This is a genomic window from Actinomyces sp. zg328, assembly GCF_009829635.1.
Lineage (GTDB): Bacteria > Actinomycetota > Actinomycetes > Actinomycetales > Actinomycetaceae > Actinomyces > Actinomyces marmotae.
The window spans coordinates 42,943-59,205 of sequence record NZ_VWPE01000005.1 but is presented as its reverse complement, the minus strand read 5'-3'; the positions used below and the strand labels follow the sequence as shown (position 1 = coordinate 59,205).

The 16,263-nt window shown below is 71.3% G+C and carries 15 protein-coding genes; 2 read left to right on the top strand and 13 right to left on the bottom strand.

The features are described 5' to 3' along the window. Nucleotides 1-59: 59 nt before the first annotated feature. Both GVV75_RS04320 and nadD read right to left on the bottom strand, forming a co-directional pair. Nucleotides 60-1,976: a hypothetical protein gene (locus GVV75_RS04320; RefSeq protein WP_159718201.1), complete on the bottom strand. Its 1,917-nt coding sequence runs from the start codon at nt 1,974-1,976 to the stop codon at nt 60-62. After that, nucleotides 1,957-2,679, bottom strand: a complete 723-nt coding sequence (gene nadD / locus GVV75_RS04315; RefSeq protein ID WP_268891837.1) for a nicotinate-nucleotide adenylyltransferase — start codon at nt 2,677-2,679, stop codon at nt 1,957-1,959. The genes GVV75_RS04320 and nadD overlap by 20 nt, the downstream gene beginning before the upstream one ends. Nucleotides 2,680-3,007: 328 nt before the next feature. Between nadD and GVV75_RS04305 the strand changes: the two genes are divergently transcribed. Further along, nucleotides 3,008-3,784: a DeoR/GlpR family DNA-binding transcription regulator gene (locus GVV75_RS04305; protein WP_159523403.1), complete on the top strand. Its 777-nt coding sequence runs from the start codon at nt 3,008-3,010 to the stop codon at nt 3,782-3,784. Between the two features lie 6 nt (nt 3,785-3,790). On the opposite strand, the gene GVV75_RS04300 is transcribed toward GVV75_RS04305, so the two are convergent. After that, nucleotides 3,791-5,146, bottom strand: a complete 1,356-nt coding sequence (locus GVV75_RS04300) for a glutamate-5-semialdehyde dehydrogenase (RefSeq protein WP_159813640.1) — start codon at nt 5,144-5,146, stop codon at nt 3,791-3,793. 229 nt (nt 5,147-5,375) lie between these two features. Between GVV75_RS04300 and GVV75_RS04295 the strand changes: the two genes are divergently transcribed. Then, complete coding sequence (locus tag GVV75_RS04295) at nt 5,376-6,050, top strand: hypothetical protein (RefSeq protein ID WP_159813638.1); 675 nt, start codon at nt 5,376-5,378, stop codon at nt 6,048-6,050. A gap of 23 nt (nt 6,051-6,073) precedes the next feature. Here the strand turns inward: GVV75_RS04295 and proB are convergent, their stop codons facing one another. The 10 genes from proB to GVV75_RS04245 all read right to left on the bottom strand — a co-directional run bounded on the left by proB (nt 6,074) and on the right by GVV75_RS04245 (nt 16,258). Beyond that, entirely contained in the window at nt 6,074-7,204 is a 1,131-nt protein-coding gene (gene proB / locus GVV75_RS04290) for a glutamate 5-kinase (protein ID WP_159523409.1), read from the bottom strand. After that, nucleotides 7,201-8,811 (bottom strand): GTPase ObgE, encoded by a 1,611-nt coding sequence (gene obgE, locus GVV75_RS04285; protein WP_159523411.1) that lies wholly within the window; start codon nt 8,809-8,811, stop codon nt 7,201-7,203. The genes proB and obgE overlap by 4 nt, the downstream gene beginning before the upstream one ends. Before the next feature lie 127 nt (nt 8,812-8,938). Beyond that, nucleotides 8,939-9,196, bottom strand: coding sequence for a 50S ribosomal protein L27 (rpmA, locus tag GVV75_RS04280; protein ID WP_159523413.1), 258 nt, complete (start codon nt 9,194-9,196; stop codon nt 8,939-8,941). A gap of 51 nt (nt 9,197-9,247) precedes the next feature. Next, complete coding sequence (gene rplU, locus GVV75_RS04275; protein ID WP_080463079.1) at nt 9,248-9,568, bottom strand: 50S ribosomal protein L21; 321 nt, start codon at nt 9,566-9,568, stop codon at nt 9,248-9,250. Nucleotides 9,569-9,744: 176 nt separating this feature from the next. After that, nucleotides 9,745-10,458 carry a TlpA family protein disulfide reductase gene (locus GVV75_RS04270; RefSeq protein WP_159813636.1) on the bottom strand — a complete coding sequence of 238 codons (714 nt, stop codon included), beginning with the start codon at nt 10,456-10,458 and terminating at the stop codon, nt 9,745-9,747. After that, nucleotides 10,451-11,395, bottom strand: a complete 945-nt coding sequence (gene ccsB / locus GVV75_RS04265; protein WP_159813634.1) for a c-type cytochrome biogenesis protein CcsB — start codon at nt 11,393-11,395, stop codon at nt 10,451-10,453. The genes GVV75_RS04270 and ccsB overlap by 8 nt, the downstream gene beginning before the upstream one ends. Next, nucleotides 11,388-12,935: a cytochrome c biogenesis protein ResB gene (gene resB, locus GVV75_RS04260; RefSeq protein ID WP_159813632.1), complete on the bottom strand. Its 1,548-nt coding sequence runs from the start codon at nt 12,933-12,935 to the stop codon at nt 11,388-11,390. The genes ccsB and resB overlap by 8 nt, the downstream gene beginning before the upstream one ends. 10 nt (nt 12,936-12,945) lie before the next feature. Further along, the gene (locus GVV75_RS04255; protein ID WP_159523421.1) at nt 12,946-13,770 is read right to left on the bottom strand and encodes a cytochrome c biogenesis CcdA family protein; all 825 of its coding nucleotides are present in this window, start codon (nt 13,768-13,770) and stop codon (nt 12,946-12,948) included. Further along, entirely contained in the window at nt 13,767-14,684 is a 918-nt protein-coding gene (locus tag GVV75_RS04250; RefSeq protein WP_159813630.1) for a tetratricopeptide repeat protein, read from the bottom strand. Before GVV75_RS04250 ends, GVV75_RS04255 begins: the two co-directional genes overlap by 4 nt. Continuing rightward, nucleotides 14,684-16,258 carry an ammonia-forming cytochrome c nitrite reductase subunit c552 gene (locus GVV75_RS04245; RefSeq protein WP_235905238.1) on the bottom strand — a complete coding sequence of 525 codons (1,575 nt, stop codon included), beginning with the start codon at nt 16,256-16,258 and terminating at the stop codon, nt 14,684-14,686. The genes GVV75_RS04250 and GVV75_RS04245 overlap by 1 nt, the downstream gene beginning before the upstream one ends. Nucleotides 16,259-16,263 lie beyond the last annotated feature (5 nt).

The following is a 16,263-nucleotide window of genomic DNA, read 5'->3' as shown; positions in this document are numbered from 1 at the left end:
GGGGGACGGATTGGCGTTGGCCTGATCGACCACGCGATGGCCCTGCGGCCATCGCCCGGTCAGGTCAGGAGGGGACTCCAGCCGGGCACCGCCTCGGCGTTGACGGAGGAACCCCCGACCTGCGAGATGACGACCCAGATGATGATCAGGACGACAGCCGCGAGGACGAAGGCGAGGAGGACGGCGAGCGTCCGGCGGCTGGCCGGCGATCCGGAGGAGTCCTTGCCTGGACGCGTGACATCCTCCCACGACTCAGTGGAAGACCGGGCTCCGAAGGAGGCATGGCCGGCCTGCGGCTCAGCCACGGCGGGCTCCGACGGCTCGGCCGGCTCGTTGTAACCGGCGTAGGAGCCATAGGGTGACGGGACCACGTGACCGGGATCGTCCGCCTGATCGTCCCTGAGGTCCGCGGGCACCGTGGTCACCACGGTGTCGGCGGGGCTGCCGGGAGAGGGGGCCTCGGCCTCGAGCGGGGCCTCGTCCCCGGAGCGCAGGGCGCGCCATTGCGGGGAGTCGATCCCATCGAAGTCCTCATCGACGGGCTGGACGGAACCGAGCTCGCCGGTGCTGGCGTTCATCGTGCGAACGCCCTGCGCGGCTGCTGGGATGCGCACGATCGGCCGGCGGATCGCGCTGGGGGCTGAGGGCTCCGCCGTCGTACTGCCGGACTGGGAGGCGGGGTTGTTCACCTCATCCGAAACGGGTGAGGCCTCGGCCTGCGGGGCGCTGAGCGCGGAGCCGTCTCGCGCGTCCCTCCGCCAGGTGGGCTCATACCCCCGGTCGGCCTGAGGCGGCTGCCAGCCACGCTGGGGCGACGCGGGCTGCTGGGCGGCGCCCGGCGAGTCGGCCTGCGCGCCCCGCTCCATAAGCGAGCGCCGCGGGGGGGAAGCCGGCGGGTTCTGCTCGCCGTTGCTGCCGGGGCCCAGGCCTGCCGTCGGCACCGCCTGACTCGCCCCATCAGTGGATCGCGGGCCGTCCTGGGCGAGCGGGAGCTCGGCCGCGGGGAGGACCCCGGTCTCGAACCCGGAGATCTCGACGACCTGGTCGGCGCTCAGCGAGGACGCGGAGCCGATCTGCTGCTCGCGCTGCGCCTGCCCGTCCTGGGATCGCCCGGGCTCGTGGGACTCAGAGGACGGGGAAGCCTCCTCGGCGTCATCTTGAGGCATCGGGGACGGTTCAACGGGCTCGCTCGCGGCGGCCGAGGAGGTGCTGGGAGGGGCGGCCTGGTGACTGGCGTACCAGGCCCGCACCCACGGGAGCTCCACGCCCGCGGAGCGGCCGTCATCATGGCCTGCCGCTGGCTCCTGTGCCCGGGAGGCCGCCGCATGGCTCGTTGGGCCGCGATGCCCATCGGCCGGCGCCGAGTGATCGGCTGAGTCCCCGGCGCGTCCCGCGGGCGGCGCGGAGTCGTGCCGCAAGGAGTCGACCGGCGCTGAGGAGGCTTCCTTCTCCTCGGTCTGGGCGGGCTCGGCGACGACGCCGCCGGGTGTCGCGACGGGCTCGTCGGGGCCCTCGGGCCCCGAACCGTGACCGACGCCGAGCGCGCCCTCGGAGGCGGAGTAGTCGTGGGAACCGGCTGCGGCCTCAGCCGAGGACGCCGTGGCCGAGGACGCCGCCTCAGCCGACGACGCCGCCGTGGATGAGGAGGCCGCCTCAGCCGAGGCCGCCTCAGACGCCGCCGGAGCCGAGGATGCCGCCGTTACCGAGGGGATCACGACGTTGTGGTCGTCGGCCAGTGGGTCCTGGAGCGCCCGGGCCTGCTCGATGGTGATCTCGCCCGCCGCGACAGCAGCGCGCAGCGCCTCGGCCTCCTCGCGCAGGCGCTTCATCTCCCGGCGGGTCAGAAGGGGCTGCTGACCGGTGAGGATCGCCTCGCGCTCCGCCTCGCGCTCCGCCCGCCGGATGGACCGGCGGCTGGAGTGGTCCGGGTCGCCTTTAGAATCGGATGTCCTGGCGTCAGTGGGCTCCGGGCTCACCTTCGTTCTCCTTCCTGAGCGACTGCTCTCGCGCGACGCGCGCGGTCATCGACGTCGTCAATGACGCCCGCCCGGCCCTACGGTAAAGGCCGTACTTGCGAATGTACTGAACCACACCGTCGGGCACGAGGTACCACACGGGCCCCCCGTCGCTCACCCGCTCACGGCAGTCCGTTGATGAGATGCTCATCGCGGGGACCTCCATGAGGGAAACCCTGTCCTCAGGCAGGCCCATATCCGTCAGAACGTGGCCCGGCCGGGTCACGCCCACGAGTTGGGCGAGCTCAAAGATCTCTTCGTTGTCCTTCCATGTGAGGATCTGCGCGAGCGCGTCGGCTCCGGTGATGAAGTAGAGCGCGGCGCCAGGGTATTTCGCGGCGATGTCGTGCAGGGTGTCGATCGTGTACGTGGTGCCACCGCGGTCGATGTCGACCCGGGACACGGTGAACCGCGGGTTCGAGGCGGTGGCGATGACCGTCATGAGGTAGCGGTGCTCCGCAGGAGAGACTCGGCGGTCCTTCTTGAAGGGCTGCGTCGCCGTCGGGACGAAGATCACCTCATCGAGGTCGAAAGCGTGCTGGACCTCGCTCGCCGCCACCAGGTGCCCGTGGTGAATGGGATCGAAGGTGCCGCCCATGATGCCGATGCGCAACTGGCGCGGCGCTCCCTGCGCCACGCCCGCCTCACCAGCACTCTTGGGCACGAACACTCCTCCGGTCAGTCCCGCGCACGCACGCGGGGTGCCACCATCCTGCCATGACGCACACAAATCGGGGGCCTTGCCACACGCGCCAGTGCGCCTCGTGGCATTTTCCTCAAGCCTTGAGCCGCGTGGCTCGGGCGTGCTGAGCGCCTCGAAGTGCCATTATTTGTTGTATTCCTGACCTGGGGCGGCACCTGAGACGGCTCCTGGGCCAACTCCTGGGCCGGCTCCATGCGGTCGCGGCACAGCGCCGCCGCGACCCGCCGCGGGAGGCGCCCCGGCCGTGCCGCGCGGCCCGCAGGGCCCTGATGAGACGAGGAGGAACCTCATGTCCAGGCATGAACGACTCTCAGCGATCCTGGAAATCATCGTCGAGGAGGGCGGCGTCCATATCGATGACATCGTCTCGCGCCTCGGCGTCTCAGCGGCCACCGCGCGGCGCGATCTCGACCTGCTCGCGAATCAGCAGCTCCTCACCCGAACGCGCGGCGGAGCCTCGGCGAACCCGACCTCCGCGCAGCTCCCTCTTCGCTACCGCAACTCCCGGATGGCCGATGAGAAGACCAGGATCGCCCGCGCGGCGGCGGCCATGGTCTCCGCCGGCGACACCGTCGGCCTCAATGGCGGGACCACGACGACGGAGGTGGCCCGCGAGATCGCCCTCCTGGAGGGCGCGGCCGACCCCGATCATCCGGTCACCGTGGTGACCAACGCGGTGAACATCGCCTCCGAGCTCACCGTGCGCCAGGGCGTGCGCGTGGTGGTCACCGGCGGTGTGGCACGGGCGCGCTCCTACGAGCTCACCGGCCCGCTTGCCGAGCTGATCCTCCCCCAGATCACCATCGGCACGCTGTTCCTCGGCGTCGAGGGGATTGACGCCCTGGGCGCCTACGCGCAGCACGAGGGCGAGGCGGCGGTCGGCGCCGCGTTCGTGCGCTGCGCGCGCAGGGTCGTCATCGTCACCGATCACACGAAACTGGGCGTGGCCGCCTTCGCGCTGATCTGCCGGGCCGATCGCATCGACGCGCTGCTCACCGACTCCGGCGCGACCCCCGAGCAGCTCGGGCCACTGCGGCGGGCGGGCATCGAGGTCATCACCGTGTGAGACGGCTCAGGGCCTCACATGCCCATCGCCCTCCACCACCCAGGTGGTCGTCGTCAGTTCCGCCAGGCCCATGGGGCCGCGGGCGTGGAGTTTCTGGGTTGAGATCCCGAACTCGGCGCCCAGGCCCAGTTGGCCGCCGTCGGTGAATCTGGTGGAGGCGTTGACCATGACGGCCGCTGAGTCCATGGCGGCGATGAAGCGGTTGATGACCGCCACGTCCTGGGCGAGGACCGCCTCGGTGTGGCCGGTGGTGTAGCGGCGGATGTGGCTGATCGCCGTCTCGAGGCCGTCGACGACCCGCACGGCCAGGTCCAGCGAGCCGTACTCGGTGCCCCAGTCCTCCTCGACCGCCGCGACGAGGTGGCGCTCGGCGCCCTGCCCGGCGGCGGGAGCAGCGAGGATGGCGCGGGAGGCGTCGTCGGCGTGAAGGGTGGTTCCGCGCTCCCACAGGGCCCGGGCGGCGGCGGGGAGGTACTCCTGGGCGATGTCCTGGTGGACGAGCAGGGTCTCGGCGGCGTTGCACACCCCGACGCGCTGGGTCTTGGCGTTGACGATGATGCCCACGGCCGCCTCAAGGTCGGCGCTGGCGTCGACGTACACGTGGCAGTTGCCCGAGCCGGTCTCGATGACCGGGACGGAGGAATTCTCGACGACGGCGCGGATGAGCCCGGCGCCGCCTCTGGGCACGAGCACGTCGATGAGGCCGCGGGCGCGCATGAGCGCCTGGGCCCCCTCGCGCCCGGCGGGATCGATGGTGGTCACGAGATCCTGGGGCAGTCCCTGCTCGGCGAGGGAGGCCCGGAGCGCGGCGACGATCGCGGCGTTGCTCCGCCCGGCGGCGCTGCCGCCGCGCAGGACGACGGCGTTGCCCGCCTTCACGGCGAGCGCGGCCACATCGACGGTGACATTGGGGCGGGCCTCGTAGATCATGCCGACCACGCCCATGGGGACGCGGAGTCGGCGCACCCGCAGCCCATTGGGCATGGTGGAGCCGTCGACGACCTGGCCCACGGGGTCGGGCAGGGCGGCGACCTCCTCCACGGAGGCGGCGATCCGCTCGATCCGGGCCTCGTCGAGGGCCAGGCGGTCGACGAGCCCCTCCTTCATGCCGGCCTCGCGGGCGGCCGCCAGGTCCTCCTCATTGGCCTCGCGGATGCTGCCGCTCTGGGCGCGCAGAGCGGAGGCCATGGCGAGCAGGGCGGCGTCCTTGACCGCCCGTGTCGCCCCGGCGAACTCGCGCTGGGCCTGACGCGCCGCGAGGGCCGCCTCGCGGACGAGAGCCTCGGCAGAAACCTCGGCAGGGTCCTGAGTGGGGGCGTGGGCCGCGATGGTGCTGGACTGGGTGGACCGCGTCGTCGTCATGGGACCAGTCTACGTTTCCCCGGGAGGCGCCCGAGGGGACGGGGTGGTCGAGGGCGTCGAGACGCTGACCCCGGACGATACTCACCCTGGGCAGGGGGCCCTCATCGAGGTAGACTGCCATGACGCCTGGTCGCGCAGTGGCGGCTGTGGCGTCTTACGGCGTCCAGCCCGTGCCGTCGGCACCGCTCACGCGATAGGCGGAAGCACCAGTCCCCTGAGGAGTCAGCGCATGAGACCTCGAAGTCGCGCGCCGCTGCGCGCCGTGGCGCTCGCTATCCTCGCGCCGCTGGCCGCCTGCCAGAGCGTGCCGGCCGACGACGGGCGCCCCAGCGGGGCCTCAGGCTCCCCGGAGCCGACGATCGTCGTCCCCCCGGGCGCCGCCGGCGGCGGTGGTCCCACCCGCGAGCCCGACCGGGCCCCGGGCGCCGACCACGCGCCGACGTCGATTCAGCCGGAGACGCCCCCTCCCGCGGTGGGCGCCAGCGCGATCCCCGAGGACCCCACCGCCCACCCCTCCTCCACTGAGCAGGCGTCACCGGCCCCCTCCGCCCTGGCCACGGAGAACCGCGCGTCGACCGAGGCCTCGATCAGTTCGGAGAAGGGCGCCCTGTCGGCCGCGCTCAGCGGCTCCACCTTCACGATCTCCCAGGCCTCCGCGCCCGAGTGTGTCGGGCTGGAAGCCACGTTCAACGCCGACCACACCTATGTCGGATCCGCCGTCGCCAGCGCGCCGGCGCCCTGCCTGCCCGAGTACGACGGCTGGGAGATCGGCCAGGACTCACACGGCTACACGATCACGAACCGCGATGGGAGCCTCTTCGTGGCGCGCTCCGTCACCCGCTTGGCCGATGGCTCCATCATGCTGGAGCGCCCCGAGGGGACCCTCACTCTGACCCCGAAGTGACTCAGCGGTGATTCGGCGGTGATTCAGCCCGCCAGGCGCGGGAGCTCGGCGAGGTCGTCGCGGTGCACGACGGGCGCGAGGTGGTCGGGCATCGGGGCCCCACTGCCGCGGGCGTCGAGGACCTCCTCGATCTCGCTCGAGGCGTAGCGGCAGATCCCGCGGGCCACAGGGCCCCCGGGGCCGATGATCTCGATGACGGAGCCGGACTCGAACTCGCCGTTGACCCCCACCACCCCGGGCAGGAGGAGGGACTTCTTACCCACCGTGAGGGCGTCGGCCGCCCCGGCGTCGATGAGCACGCGCCCCTCGACCCGGGAGGCGTGGGCCATCCACAACCGCCGACTGGGCCGGTGGGGGCCGGTCGGCTCGAACCAGGTGCCGAGGTCAGCCGGCACTCCCCCGGGCCCGAGCAGGCGGGCGGCGTCATCCGCCGAGGCGATGATCGTGGCGGTCCCCGAGGCGCGGGCGATCGTGGCGGCCTGGGCCTTCGTGCGCATCCCACCGGTGCCCAGGGCCGATCCCGAGCCGGTGACATCGACGTCCTCCAGGCTCCTGCCTCGGGGCACATAGCGGATGGGGGCCGCGCCGGGCGTGCCGGGCCGGGCGGTCCACATGCCGTCCACATCCGTGAGCAGGATGAGGACGTCCGCCGTCACCAGGTGGGCGACGAGCGCGGCCAGGTGGTCGTTGTCCCCCAGGTTGAACTCCGTCGTGGCCACGGCGTCGTTCTCGTTGATGATCGGCACCGCGCCCAGGCCGAGCAGGGTGTCGAAGGTGGCGCGAACGGTCCGGTAATGGCTGCGCACGGCCACGTCCTGCGCGGTGAGGAGCACTTGGGCGATGACCACCCCGTGGTTGCTCATCGCCGCCTGCCAGCGGGCCATGAGGTGGCCCTGGCCCACGGAGGCCGCCGCCGCGAGCATGCTGAGGTCGTCGGGGCGGCGCTCGATCCCCAAGGGGGGCAGGCCCGCCGCGACGGCGCCGGAGGACACCAGCACGACGTCGTGGCCACGCTGCCTCATGCCCGCCACGAGCCTGGCGAGCACATCGATGCGGTTCAGATCGAGCCCGCCATCATCACGGGTCAGCGAGGAGGATCCCACTTTGATGACGACGCGGGACCCCTCGGGCAGCGCGGCGGGGCGCGCGCTCACGACCCCGCCTCTTCATCATCGCCGCCGCCCCCGCGGGACCAGGAAGAGGCGTCGGTCCAGATGCCTTCGGCGGCCTCGTCGCGCAGTTCCTGGCGGGCGGCTTCCTTGGCGTCCATGCGCTCGTGGTAACGCGTGCGGCGCTCGGCGTTGGTGCGCCGGTGGTAGTCCTCGACGCGCATATCCGTCCCCCGCGCCCCGAGGAGCTCGGCGCCGGTGGTCATCGTGGGCTCCCAGGTGAACAGGACGCCGCCGTCGATGGCGCCGATGAGCACGGCGTCCCCGGCGCGTGCACCGGCCCTGACGAGCAGGTCCTCGACTCCCCCGGTGGCGAGCCGGTCGGCGAGGTAGCCGATCGCCTCGTTGTTGGAGAAGTCGGTCTGGAGGATCCAGCGCTCGGGCCTCTCCCCCCGCACCTGGTACACGCGCCCCTCGGTGGGGTGGTTGATGGGCCGCACGACGGCGATGTCCTCCTTGCCGCGCCGTCCGACGGCGGCCGGCCGGATGACGGGGCGGGCGGCCTCGCGCTGCTGGGCGAGTTCGGCGGCGGAGGCGGGCTGGGCCGCTCTGGCGGCGCCCACGCGCTCGGCCAGGGCGAAGGACAGCTCGCGCAGGCCGGTGCGGGCCACGGCGGAGATCGTGAAGACCGGCAGCCCACGGGCGGCGATGTCGTCGGTGACGAACTCGGCGAGCTCGGCGGCGTCGGGGACGTCGGCCTTGTTGAGCACGACGACGCGCGGCCGCTCCATCAGCGGCACGCGGCCGGTGAAGAGGGGGTCGTTGTCATCGCCGAGGCGCTCGGAGTAGGCGGCCAGCTCGGCCTCGATGGTGTCCAGGTCGCTCAGAGGATCGCGGCCGGGCTCCAGGGTGGCGCAGTCCAGGACGTGCACGATGACGGCGCAGCGCTCGATATGGCGGAGGAACTCCAGGCCCAGCCCCTTGCCCTCGCTGGCGCCGGGGATGAGGCCGGGGACGTCGGCGATCGTGTAGCGGGTCTGGCCGGCCTCGACGACACCCAGGTTGGGCACGAGGGTGGTGAAGGGGTAGTCGGCGATCTTGGGGCGGGCCGCGCTCATGGCGGCGATAAGCGAGGACTTGCCGGCGCTGGGGTAGCCGACGAGCGCGACGTCAGCGATGGTCTTGAGCTCCAGGGTGATGTCGCGGACCTGGCCGGGCTCGCCCAGGAGGTGGAAGCCGGGGGCGCGGCGCTTGGAGGAGGCCAGGGAGAAGTTGCCGCGCCCGCCGGTGCCGCCCTGGGCGACGACAACGCGGGCGTCCGCGCCCACGAGGTCGGCCAGGACGCGCCCCTCGTCGTCCTTGACCACCGTGCCCTCGGGCACGGGCAGGATGACGTCCTTGCCGTCGACGCCGCGGCGCCAGTCGCCCATGCCCGGAGTGCCCTTCCCGGCGCTGCGGTGCGGGGAGCGGTGATAACTGAGCAGGGTGGTGGTCCGGGGGTCGACGGCGAGGATGACGTCACCCCCGTGGCCGCCATCGCCGCCGTCGGGGCCAGCCAGGGGCTTGAACTTCTCCCGGTGGATGGAGGTGCAGCCATCACCGCCGTCGCCCCCGGCGACGTGGAGGACCACTCGGTCGATGAAACTGGGCATGGTCTCTCCTCATGGATGGGGCCGGGGGGTGGTTGGGCTGGGGCGGGCGCCGCGCCCGGCCCTGGGAACAGCGCGAGGGCGGACGGCCGAAGCCGTTCGCCCTCGCGAGAGTCCCGGTGCGCGAGGCTCAGGCCTCGGGGAGCACGACGTTGACGACCCGGCGGCCGCGGCGGGTGCCGAACTCGACGTTGCCGGCCGCGGTGGCGAAGAGCGTGTCGTCGTTACCGCGACCCACGTTGCTGCCGGGGTGGAAGTGGGTGCCGCGCTGGCGGACGATGATCTCGCCGGCCTTGACGAACTGGCCGCCGAAGCGCTTGACGCCGAGGCGCTGGGCGTTCGAGTCACGGCCGTTGCGGGAGGAACCAAGACCCTTCTTGTGTGCCATCTCAGGCTTCTCTCTCTCTTGACTGATGCGATTCTTCAGTGGCGCCGGGCGTCACTTGATCGCGGTGACCTTGACGGCCGTGAGCTGGGCGCGGTGGCCCTGGCGCTTGCGGAAGCCGGTCTTGTTCTTGAACTTGAGGATGTTGATCTTGGGGCCCTTCTCGTCGCCGACGATCTCGGCCTTGACGGAGGACGTGGCAAGGTCAGCGGCGGAGGCGGTCACCTTGTCGCCATCCACCAGCATGACGGGGGCGAGGGTGACCTCGTCGCCGATCTCACCGGCAAGCTTGTCGACAACCACGACGTCGCCGACGGAGACCTTCTCCTGACGGCCACCAGCCTTGACGATCGCGTAGACCACGGGAATGCTCATCTCTTCCGATTCTGCGGAGCGCCTCCGGTGGGCCTGACCGGCCCGCACCGGGAGGGCGCTCTCCTGGGCAAACGGTGCGACGCGCACCGGCTGACTACTTTAGGTGAAATGATCCCGGGGCTCCAAGCCCAGGACCGCGGCGCGCCTGTGTTCTTCGGCACGGGCGCTCCCCCGGGCTAGCCGATGAGGGCGCGCGCCTGCGCTCGCATCTGGTCCGGGGACATCGCGCCGACCCGCGTGGCCGCTATCGTGCCGTCGGCGTTGATGAACCAGTGGGCGGGGATCCCGTAGACGCCGTAGGCCGAGGAGATCGCATCGTCGGTGTCCACCACAGTGGTGTAGGTCAGTCCCAGGCGCTGGACGTAGTCGGCGACGGTCTGGGTCTTGTCCTGGACATGGACGGCGATGATCGCCAGTTGATCCCCGTACTCCTGGGAGATCGCCTGGACATCAGGGGCCTCGGTGCGGCAATCGGTGCACCAGGTGGCGCCGAAAAGCAGCCACACGGGCCGGCCCCGCAGATCGGTCAGGTCCACCGGGGCGCCGTTGATGTCCGTGGCCTTGAAGGCGGGGGCTTCCTGACCCACCTGGGGTGCGGCGCCCCTGGGGGCGCCCGTCGACAGCATCGTCACCCCGCCGTCGCCCTGGCCGGAGGCCGGGGCGGCGGAGCCCTGAGTGCGCCACGAGCCCGTCAGCCACACGCCGCTCAGGATGAGCGCCGTGGCCACGGCCAGGACGAGGATGTTGCTCAGCCACACGGGGACGCGGTGGTGGGAGCGCGGGCCCGGCTCGGCGCCCCCTGCCCCGCCCTCGGGCGCCGTCGACAGGGCGGGGCTCGCCCCGCACTCGTCCAGGAGGGCCTCGTCGTCCCTCACCTCACTGTCAGCCATAGGAGTGCAGCCCTCCGAAGAAGTGGTTCCCGAAGTACGCGAAGAGCACCGCGGCGAACCCGAGGATGAGGAGCCAGGCGCTGCGCGATCCCTGCCAGCCCCTGGTCACCCGGGCGTGCAGGTAGGCGCCGTAGACCAGCCAGGTCACGAGGGCCGCGGTTTCCTTAGGATCCCAGCCCCAGTAGCGGCCCCACGCGGTGTTCGCCCACACGGCGCCCAGCACGGTCATCATGGTCAGCAGCGGGAAGGTGGCGGTCGCGGCCTTGTAGCCGACGTCGTCGAGGACCTCGCGCGAGGGAAGGGACCGGAACCTCTTGAGATGGGGGTGGAGGAGGTAGAGGATCGCCGCGGCGAAGGACACGCAGGCCGCCCCGTAAGCCAGTACCGCGAAGAACACGTGGAGGGTCAGCATGAGGGAGTTACGCAGGGCCGGGACGAGCGGCTTGATCGCCTTGTCCTGGCTGTCGGCGTAGATGAGCAGGGCGATGACCACCGGGAGGACCACGATGGACAGCCAGCGCACGCGGTAGCGGAACTCGGCGATGAGGTACATGAGCAGGATGCCGAAGGTGAAGGACACCGCGAACTCATGCTGGTTAGCGAAGGGGCTGTACCCGGTGGCGCTGGCGCGCAGGGCCAGATAGGCGGTGATGAGGGCCAGGGCGATGGCGGTGAAGCCGGTGGCGTACAGCGCCAGCCCCCTGGGCAGGCCCGGGCGTGAGGCGCGCGCCCAATGGGCCGAGTGGCTCGCCCGGCTCCCCACCGCACCGCCGGAGGCCTTGCCGCCGTGGGCCCCGCCCGGGCTCGCCGGGGCCGGGACGGCCTGCGCCCGGGCTCCGCGCCCCGTGAGGACGACGGCGTCGCAGACGACGGCCAGGACGAGGATCGCCATGGCCGAGGTCAAGAGGAACTGGCCGATGCTGAGAACGTTATCCATGGTCGCTGGGCTCCTTCTCCTTGCTCTCCTTGGCAGTGGTGGCGGGATCGGGGTCCTCGGGATCGTCCTGGGACCCGACGGCGGACTCGATGCGCCCGACGAGCGCGGCGAACATGCGCTCGAAGGTGATGTCGAGGCGTGAGACCGACCCGAGGCGGATGACGCTCCCGGTGCCCTTCTCGTCAGGCTCCACGCGCGCCCACAGGCGTCGGTAGGGCATGAGGAAGGTGATCGACATGCCGATCATCAGCAGCGCCGAGGCGGCCCACATGATCGGGGTGCCCGGGTCCCGCCGAAGCGTGAGCCCCGTGTACTGGCGCTCCCGTTCGAAGGTGACGGAGAGGTCCTCGAGCTGGGCCGTGGCCCCGGCCTCCGCCCGCTGCTGGGACTGCGGGTCGGTGTAGCCGTCGGGGGCCAGGCCGAAGACGGCGGTTCCCGGCGCGATCTTGGACACCGCCTGCCCTGAGGCGGGCAGGAAGACGTAGATGACCCTGCCATCGGGCAGGTCGGCCCGCCCATAGACCTCGGTCTTCTTCGGGGTCTGCCACCGTAAGGGGACGCTGCGCTTGGCGAGGACGTTCCCGTCGGCGTCGGCGATGGTGACATCCGCGGACGTGCCGTAGGAGGCCTGGTGGAGCCGGTAGCCGCCGATCGACAGCGGCGAGTTGACCCGCACCTCCTGGCGGGCGACCTCGGTCTCCCCGCTCAGGATGGACAGGTCGGACACGTAGTCCATGGGCTGTCCGGTGTCGGTGTAGGAATCGGTGAAGGAGTTGGCGCGCACGCTCAGCCCCGTTCCGTGGCCGATCTCGACGCTGGAGCCGACGGGAACGGTCAGGTCCTCCTCGACGCCCCAGGTGGAGGAGACGACGAAAGCGCCCAGGATGAGGACGAAGGCCGCGTGCGCCAGCACGGTGCCGATGCCCGAGCGCGCGTTGCGGTCGGCGTAGAGGCAGTGCTCGGGGTCGCGGTCATCCGGGATGACCCGCCAGCGGGCCTTGCGCAGCGCCTCCCGGGTCGCCTCCAGAGACGCCGAGACGCCATCGGGGCTGGGCACGCGCGCGCGGTAGCGGGCCTTGTCGAAGAACCGGGGGGCGACATGCACCCGGGGCTCCTTCTCGCGCTTGACCAGCTCGGGGACGCGGTGGACCGTGCAGGCGATGATGCTCAGGGCCAGTAGCGAGACCACCACGTAGAAGCCGATGGAGGTGAAGACGTGGAAGAGGCCCAGGGCGTCGAGGGCCGTCGTCATCCGCCCCAGGGCGGGACGCCTGGCCTTGAGGAAGGTCTCCTTGGCCCGCGGGTCGGCCAGGACCTCCTTCGTGGCCTGCGGCAGGAGTGAGCCGATGAAGGCGTACAGGGCGAACAGGAGAATGACCGTCAGGCCGAGTGTCTTGGAGTAGAAGAGCCGGTAGAGCCAGAGGAACAGCTCGACCACCGGCACGTCCCTCTCCCCGCCGCTGATGTCGGGGGCGGTGACCTCAGCGGCCGAGTCGGGCCCTTCAGCGCCTGAAGCGGCCTTGGGCGCCTTATCTGTCATGGAGTCCTCCTCATAGTGGGGTGCTCACGAGACCGGAGAGCGGGGCCAGTAGATCCATGGTCATCAGCGCCCCGACGACGATGAGCAGGACCCCCGAGGCGATCCGGATGGCGCGGCCGTGGGCGCGCAGCCACGCCGTTCTGGCCGCCGCGCGGTCAATGCCCAGGGCCAGGGCGATCACCGGCGAGCCGAGCCCGGCGCAGAACACGGCCATGAGCGCGAACCCCTGCCAGGCGGAGGCCGCCTGGGAGGCGAGCGCGATGATCGCGCCGAGCACTGGGCCGATGCAGGGCGACCACCCCAGGGCGAAGCCGATGCCCATGAGCAGCGAACTGAGCGGGGTCGCTCCCCCGCCCGGGCGGCCGGCATCGCCGAGCCCACCGCCGAGGGCGCGATCCAGCGCCCTGATCCGCAGCAGTCCGACGGCGTGCAAGCCCATCACGACCAGAAGGGCGCCGCCCACCAGGCGCAGGGCCCGGCGGTGCGGGCCCAGGGCGACGGCGCCGGACACGACGAGCGCCCACAGCCCCACGAACACGGCGGAGAAGCCGAGCACGAAGGCGGTGGCGTTGAGCACGACGCGGGGCGTGGCGGGGCGCGCGGCCCCGTTGACGGCCGGGGCCCGCAGGGGGATGGCCGCACCGCTGCCCCTCCCCGGGGCGAGGTCGCCCCGGGTGAGCACGGGGGCGCGCCGCAGTGAGGGGATCTCCGCCGCGGCGGCGCTTCCGCGCCCGGCGAGGTGGGCGAGGAGCGCGGGCACCAGGGGCAGGAAGCAGGGTGAGGCGAAGGCCATGAGACCCGCGAGGAGAGCGACGGGGACGGACACCGACGTCATCGGGCCGCCTCGGCGGTGGCGGTCGCGCTTCCAGTGGGGGCGGCGGGCGAGCCCTGGGGCCCGGCCGTGCCGCCCTGCGAGCCCAGGTTGGCCATATGCGAGCGCGCCTTGCCGGCCATCTCCGAGTCGGGGTCGAGGTCGATGACCTTCTGCCAGGCGGCCTGGGCGGCCGCCTCGTTCGGCGGTTTGGTGCTCATGTGGATGAAGCCGAGGTAGTACCAGGCCTCCGTCTTGGCCGGGTCCTCATCGGTGACGCCGGTGAGAGTCTCGATCGCCCGGTCGTAGTCACCGAGGCCGGCGTAGGCGCGCCCGAGCCGGATCTTCAGATCGGCATTCGTGGGATCGGCCTCGATCTGCGACTGGATGGTGGAGACCTCCGCCGCCCACTGCTCGGTGCCCGGCTTGGAGGCACCGCCCTGCGCGCCAGCGCTGGCCATGGCGCCCCCGTGGGGAGAGCCGGAGGAGACTCCCCCCACATTGCTGTACCAGATCGCGGCGGCGATGCCGAGGACGACGGCGGCGATGAGCGCGATGCGCTCCGCGCTCGACAAGGGCGCGCGCCGCCTCGGCGTTGAGCCAGCCGACTCCGGGGGCTCGTCCTTGCCCCGCTTGGCGCGGCGCGAGGCGAGTTTGGAGCCGATGAGGTCGTCATCGTCCTCCAGGCCGGCGTAGAAGGCCTCGGACTCGTCCGGCTCCTCTGGATCGGCGGCGTTAGCGCCGTCCTCCGATCCCTCGGCGCCGTCCTCGGAGGTCTCCTCAGCGCTCCCGGGCCCCGCGGCCCGTCCCCCCGCCCGCAGGAGCTCCTGGCGCTCCTGCGGGCTCAGCTCATCGAGGAGTTCGCGGACTCGCCTGAGGCGGTCGTCATCCGGCTCTGGGGCACCGGCCCGCGCGTCGCCGCTCTCAGCGCCCGCCATCAGTGGCCGCTGCCTCGGGAGGCGCCGCTCGCCGCCTTATCCGAGGGGTAGTGCTCGGCATTGGCGGTCGAAACGTCCGAGTCCTTGAGCTCCTCGGCGGTCTTGCCCGTCAGCGCCAGGCGGCCGTTCTGCGCGGCGTGCTCAGCCTGGTTGATAATCCGCTGCTCGTAGTCCGGGGCGTGGAAGCCGTAGGAGTTCTCGGAGTAGACGTAGTCGAGGTAGAAACTCGCCTTGCGCTGGTACTGCTGGGCCAGGGCGATCTGCTCGGGCGAAGTGCCATCGGACTTGGCCGCCTCCAGGTCGGAGATGAGACCGACCAGGGTGTCGAAGGCGCGGTCGCGCGAGGAGATGAAGTTCGCCTGGATCGTGCGCACCCGCTTCTCGATGACACCGTCGCCGGTCTTGTGGCAGGTGCCGCAGGAGGCGTTGACGTCCTTCATCGGCGTGGTGACATGGTGGTTGGAGACCTTGCCGGAGCCCACGCGCTTGTAGTTCATGTGGCAGTCGGCGCAGCCGACGCCATTGGCAGCGTGGACCGAGTTGGACCAGATGTCGAACTCGGGGTGCTGGGCCTTGAGCATGGGCGCCCCGGTCTTCTCATGGGTCCAGTCGGTGAAGCCCTGCTCCTGGTAGTAGGAGTAGATGTTGTCGATGTCGATGCCCTTGTCCCAGGGGAAGGTCAGGACCTTGTTCTCCCCCTTGAAGTAGTACTCAACGTGGCACTGGGCGCACACGTACGTGCGCATCTCCTGGGGCGTGGCGTCCTTGTTGACCTCGAAGTCGCTCACGCCCTGGCTGGCCTTGAGGGCCTTGATGCCGCGCATGAACGACGGGCGGGTGACCCGCAGCGCCATGGTCTTGGGGTCGTGGCAGTCGATGCAGGCCACCGGGTGGGACACCGACTCGTCGGCGAGGACCTGCGAGAGCTTCATCGTGCCGGTGGCCTCGAAGCCCGCCTCCCGATCGCCGTTGCCGAGCTTGTCATAGAGGGCCGGGGCCGAGACGTGGCAGTTCGCGCAGGTGCCGGGCTGCTGGTCCTTGGCGTTGCGCAGCGTGTACTGCTGGTCCACCGTGGTGTACGCGTGCCCGCGGGCGTGCCGGTAATCCACGGCGAAGGCGTACCCGGACCACATCTTGACTAGTCGGGGGTCCTCCTCCAACTTCTGGGACTTGACCTCGGTGCGGGGGTCGCCCTCCACCGAGTGGGGCACCATCTTGCCCGCGTGCTCGGCGGGGGTGAACTCCGCCGTCTTCTTGTAGTCCGCGTACTGGACGGGGTAGTTCTGACCCCAGACGGCGGGGTCGTAGGAAGTCTCATCGAGCTGCGCGACGTTGTAGAAGGCGCGCGAGCCCTCAGCCTGGTGGTTGTTGATGCTCATGAGCAGCATGGTCACGACGAAGGTCGCCCCGGCGACCACCGCCATGAGCAGCACCATGAACACGGGCCCCCTGAAGAAGGAGCGCTTGTGCCGCGCCGCCCTCTCACCGGGACGCGCGTCCCTCGCTGGGCTCGTGGCGCTGTCGCGCTCGACCTCCGCTGCGAGCCCCTCGGGGCTCTGGTCGGCGGTGTCCATGGCCT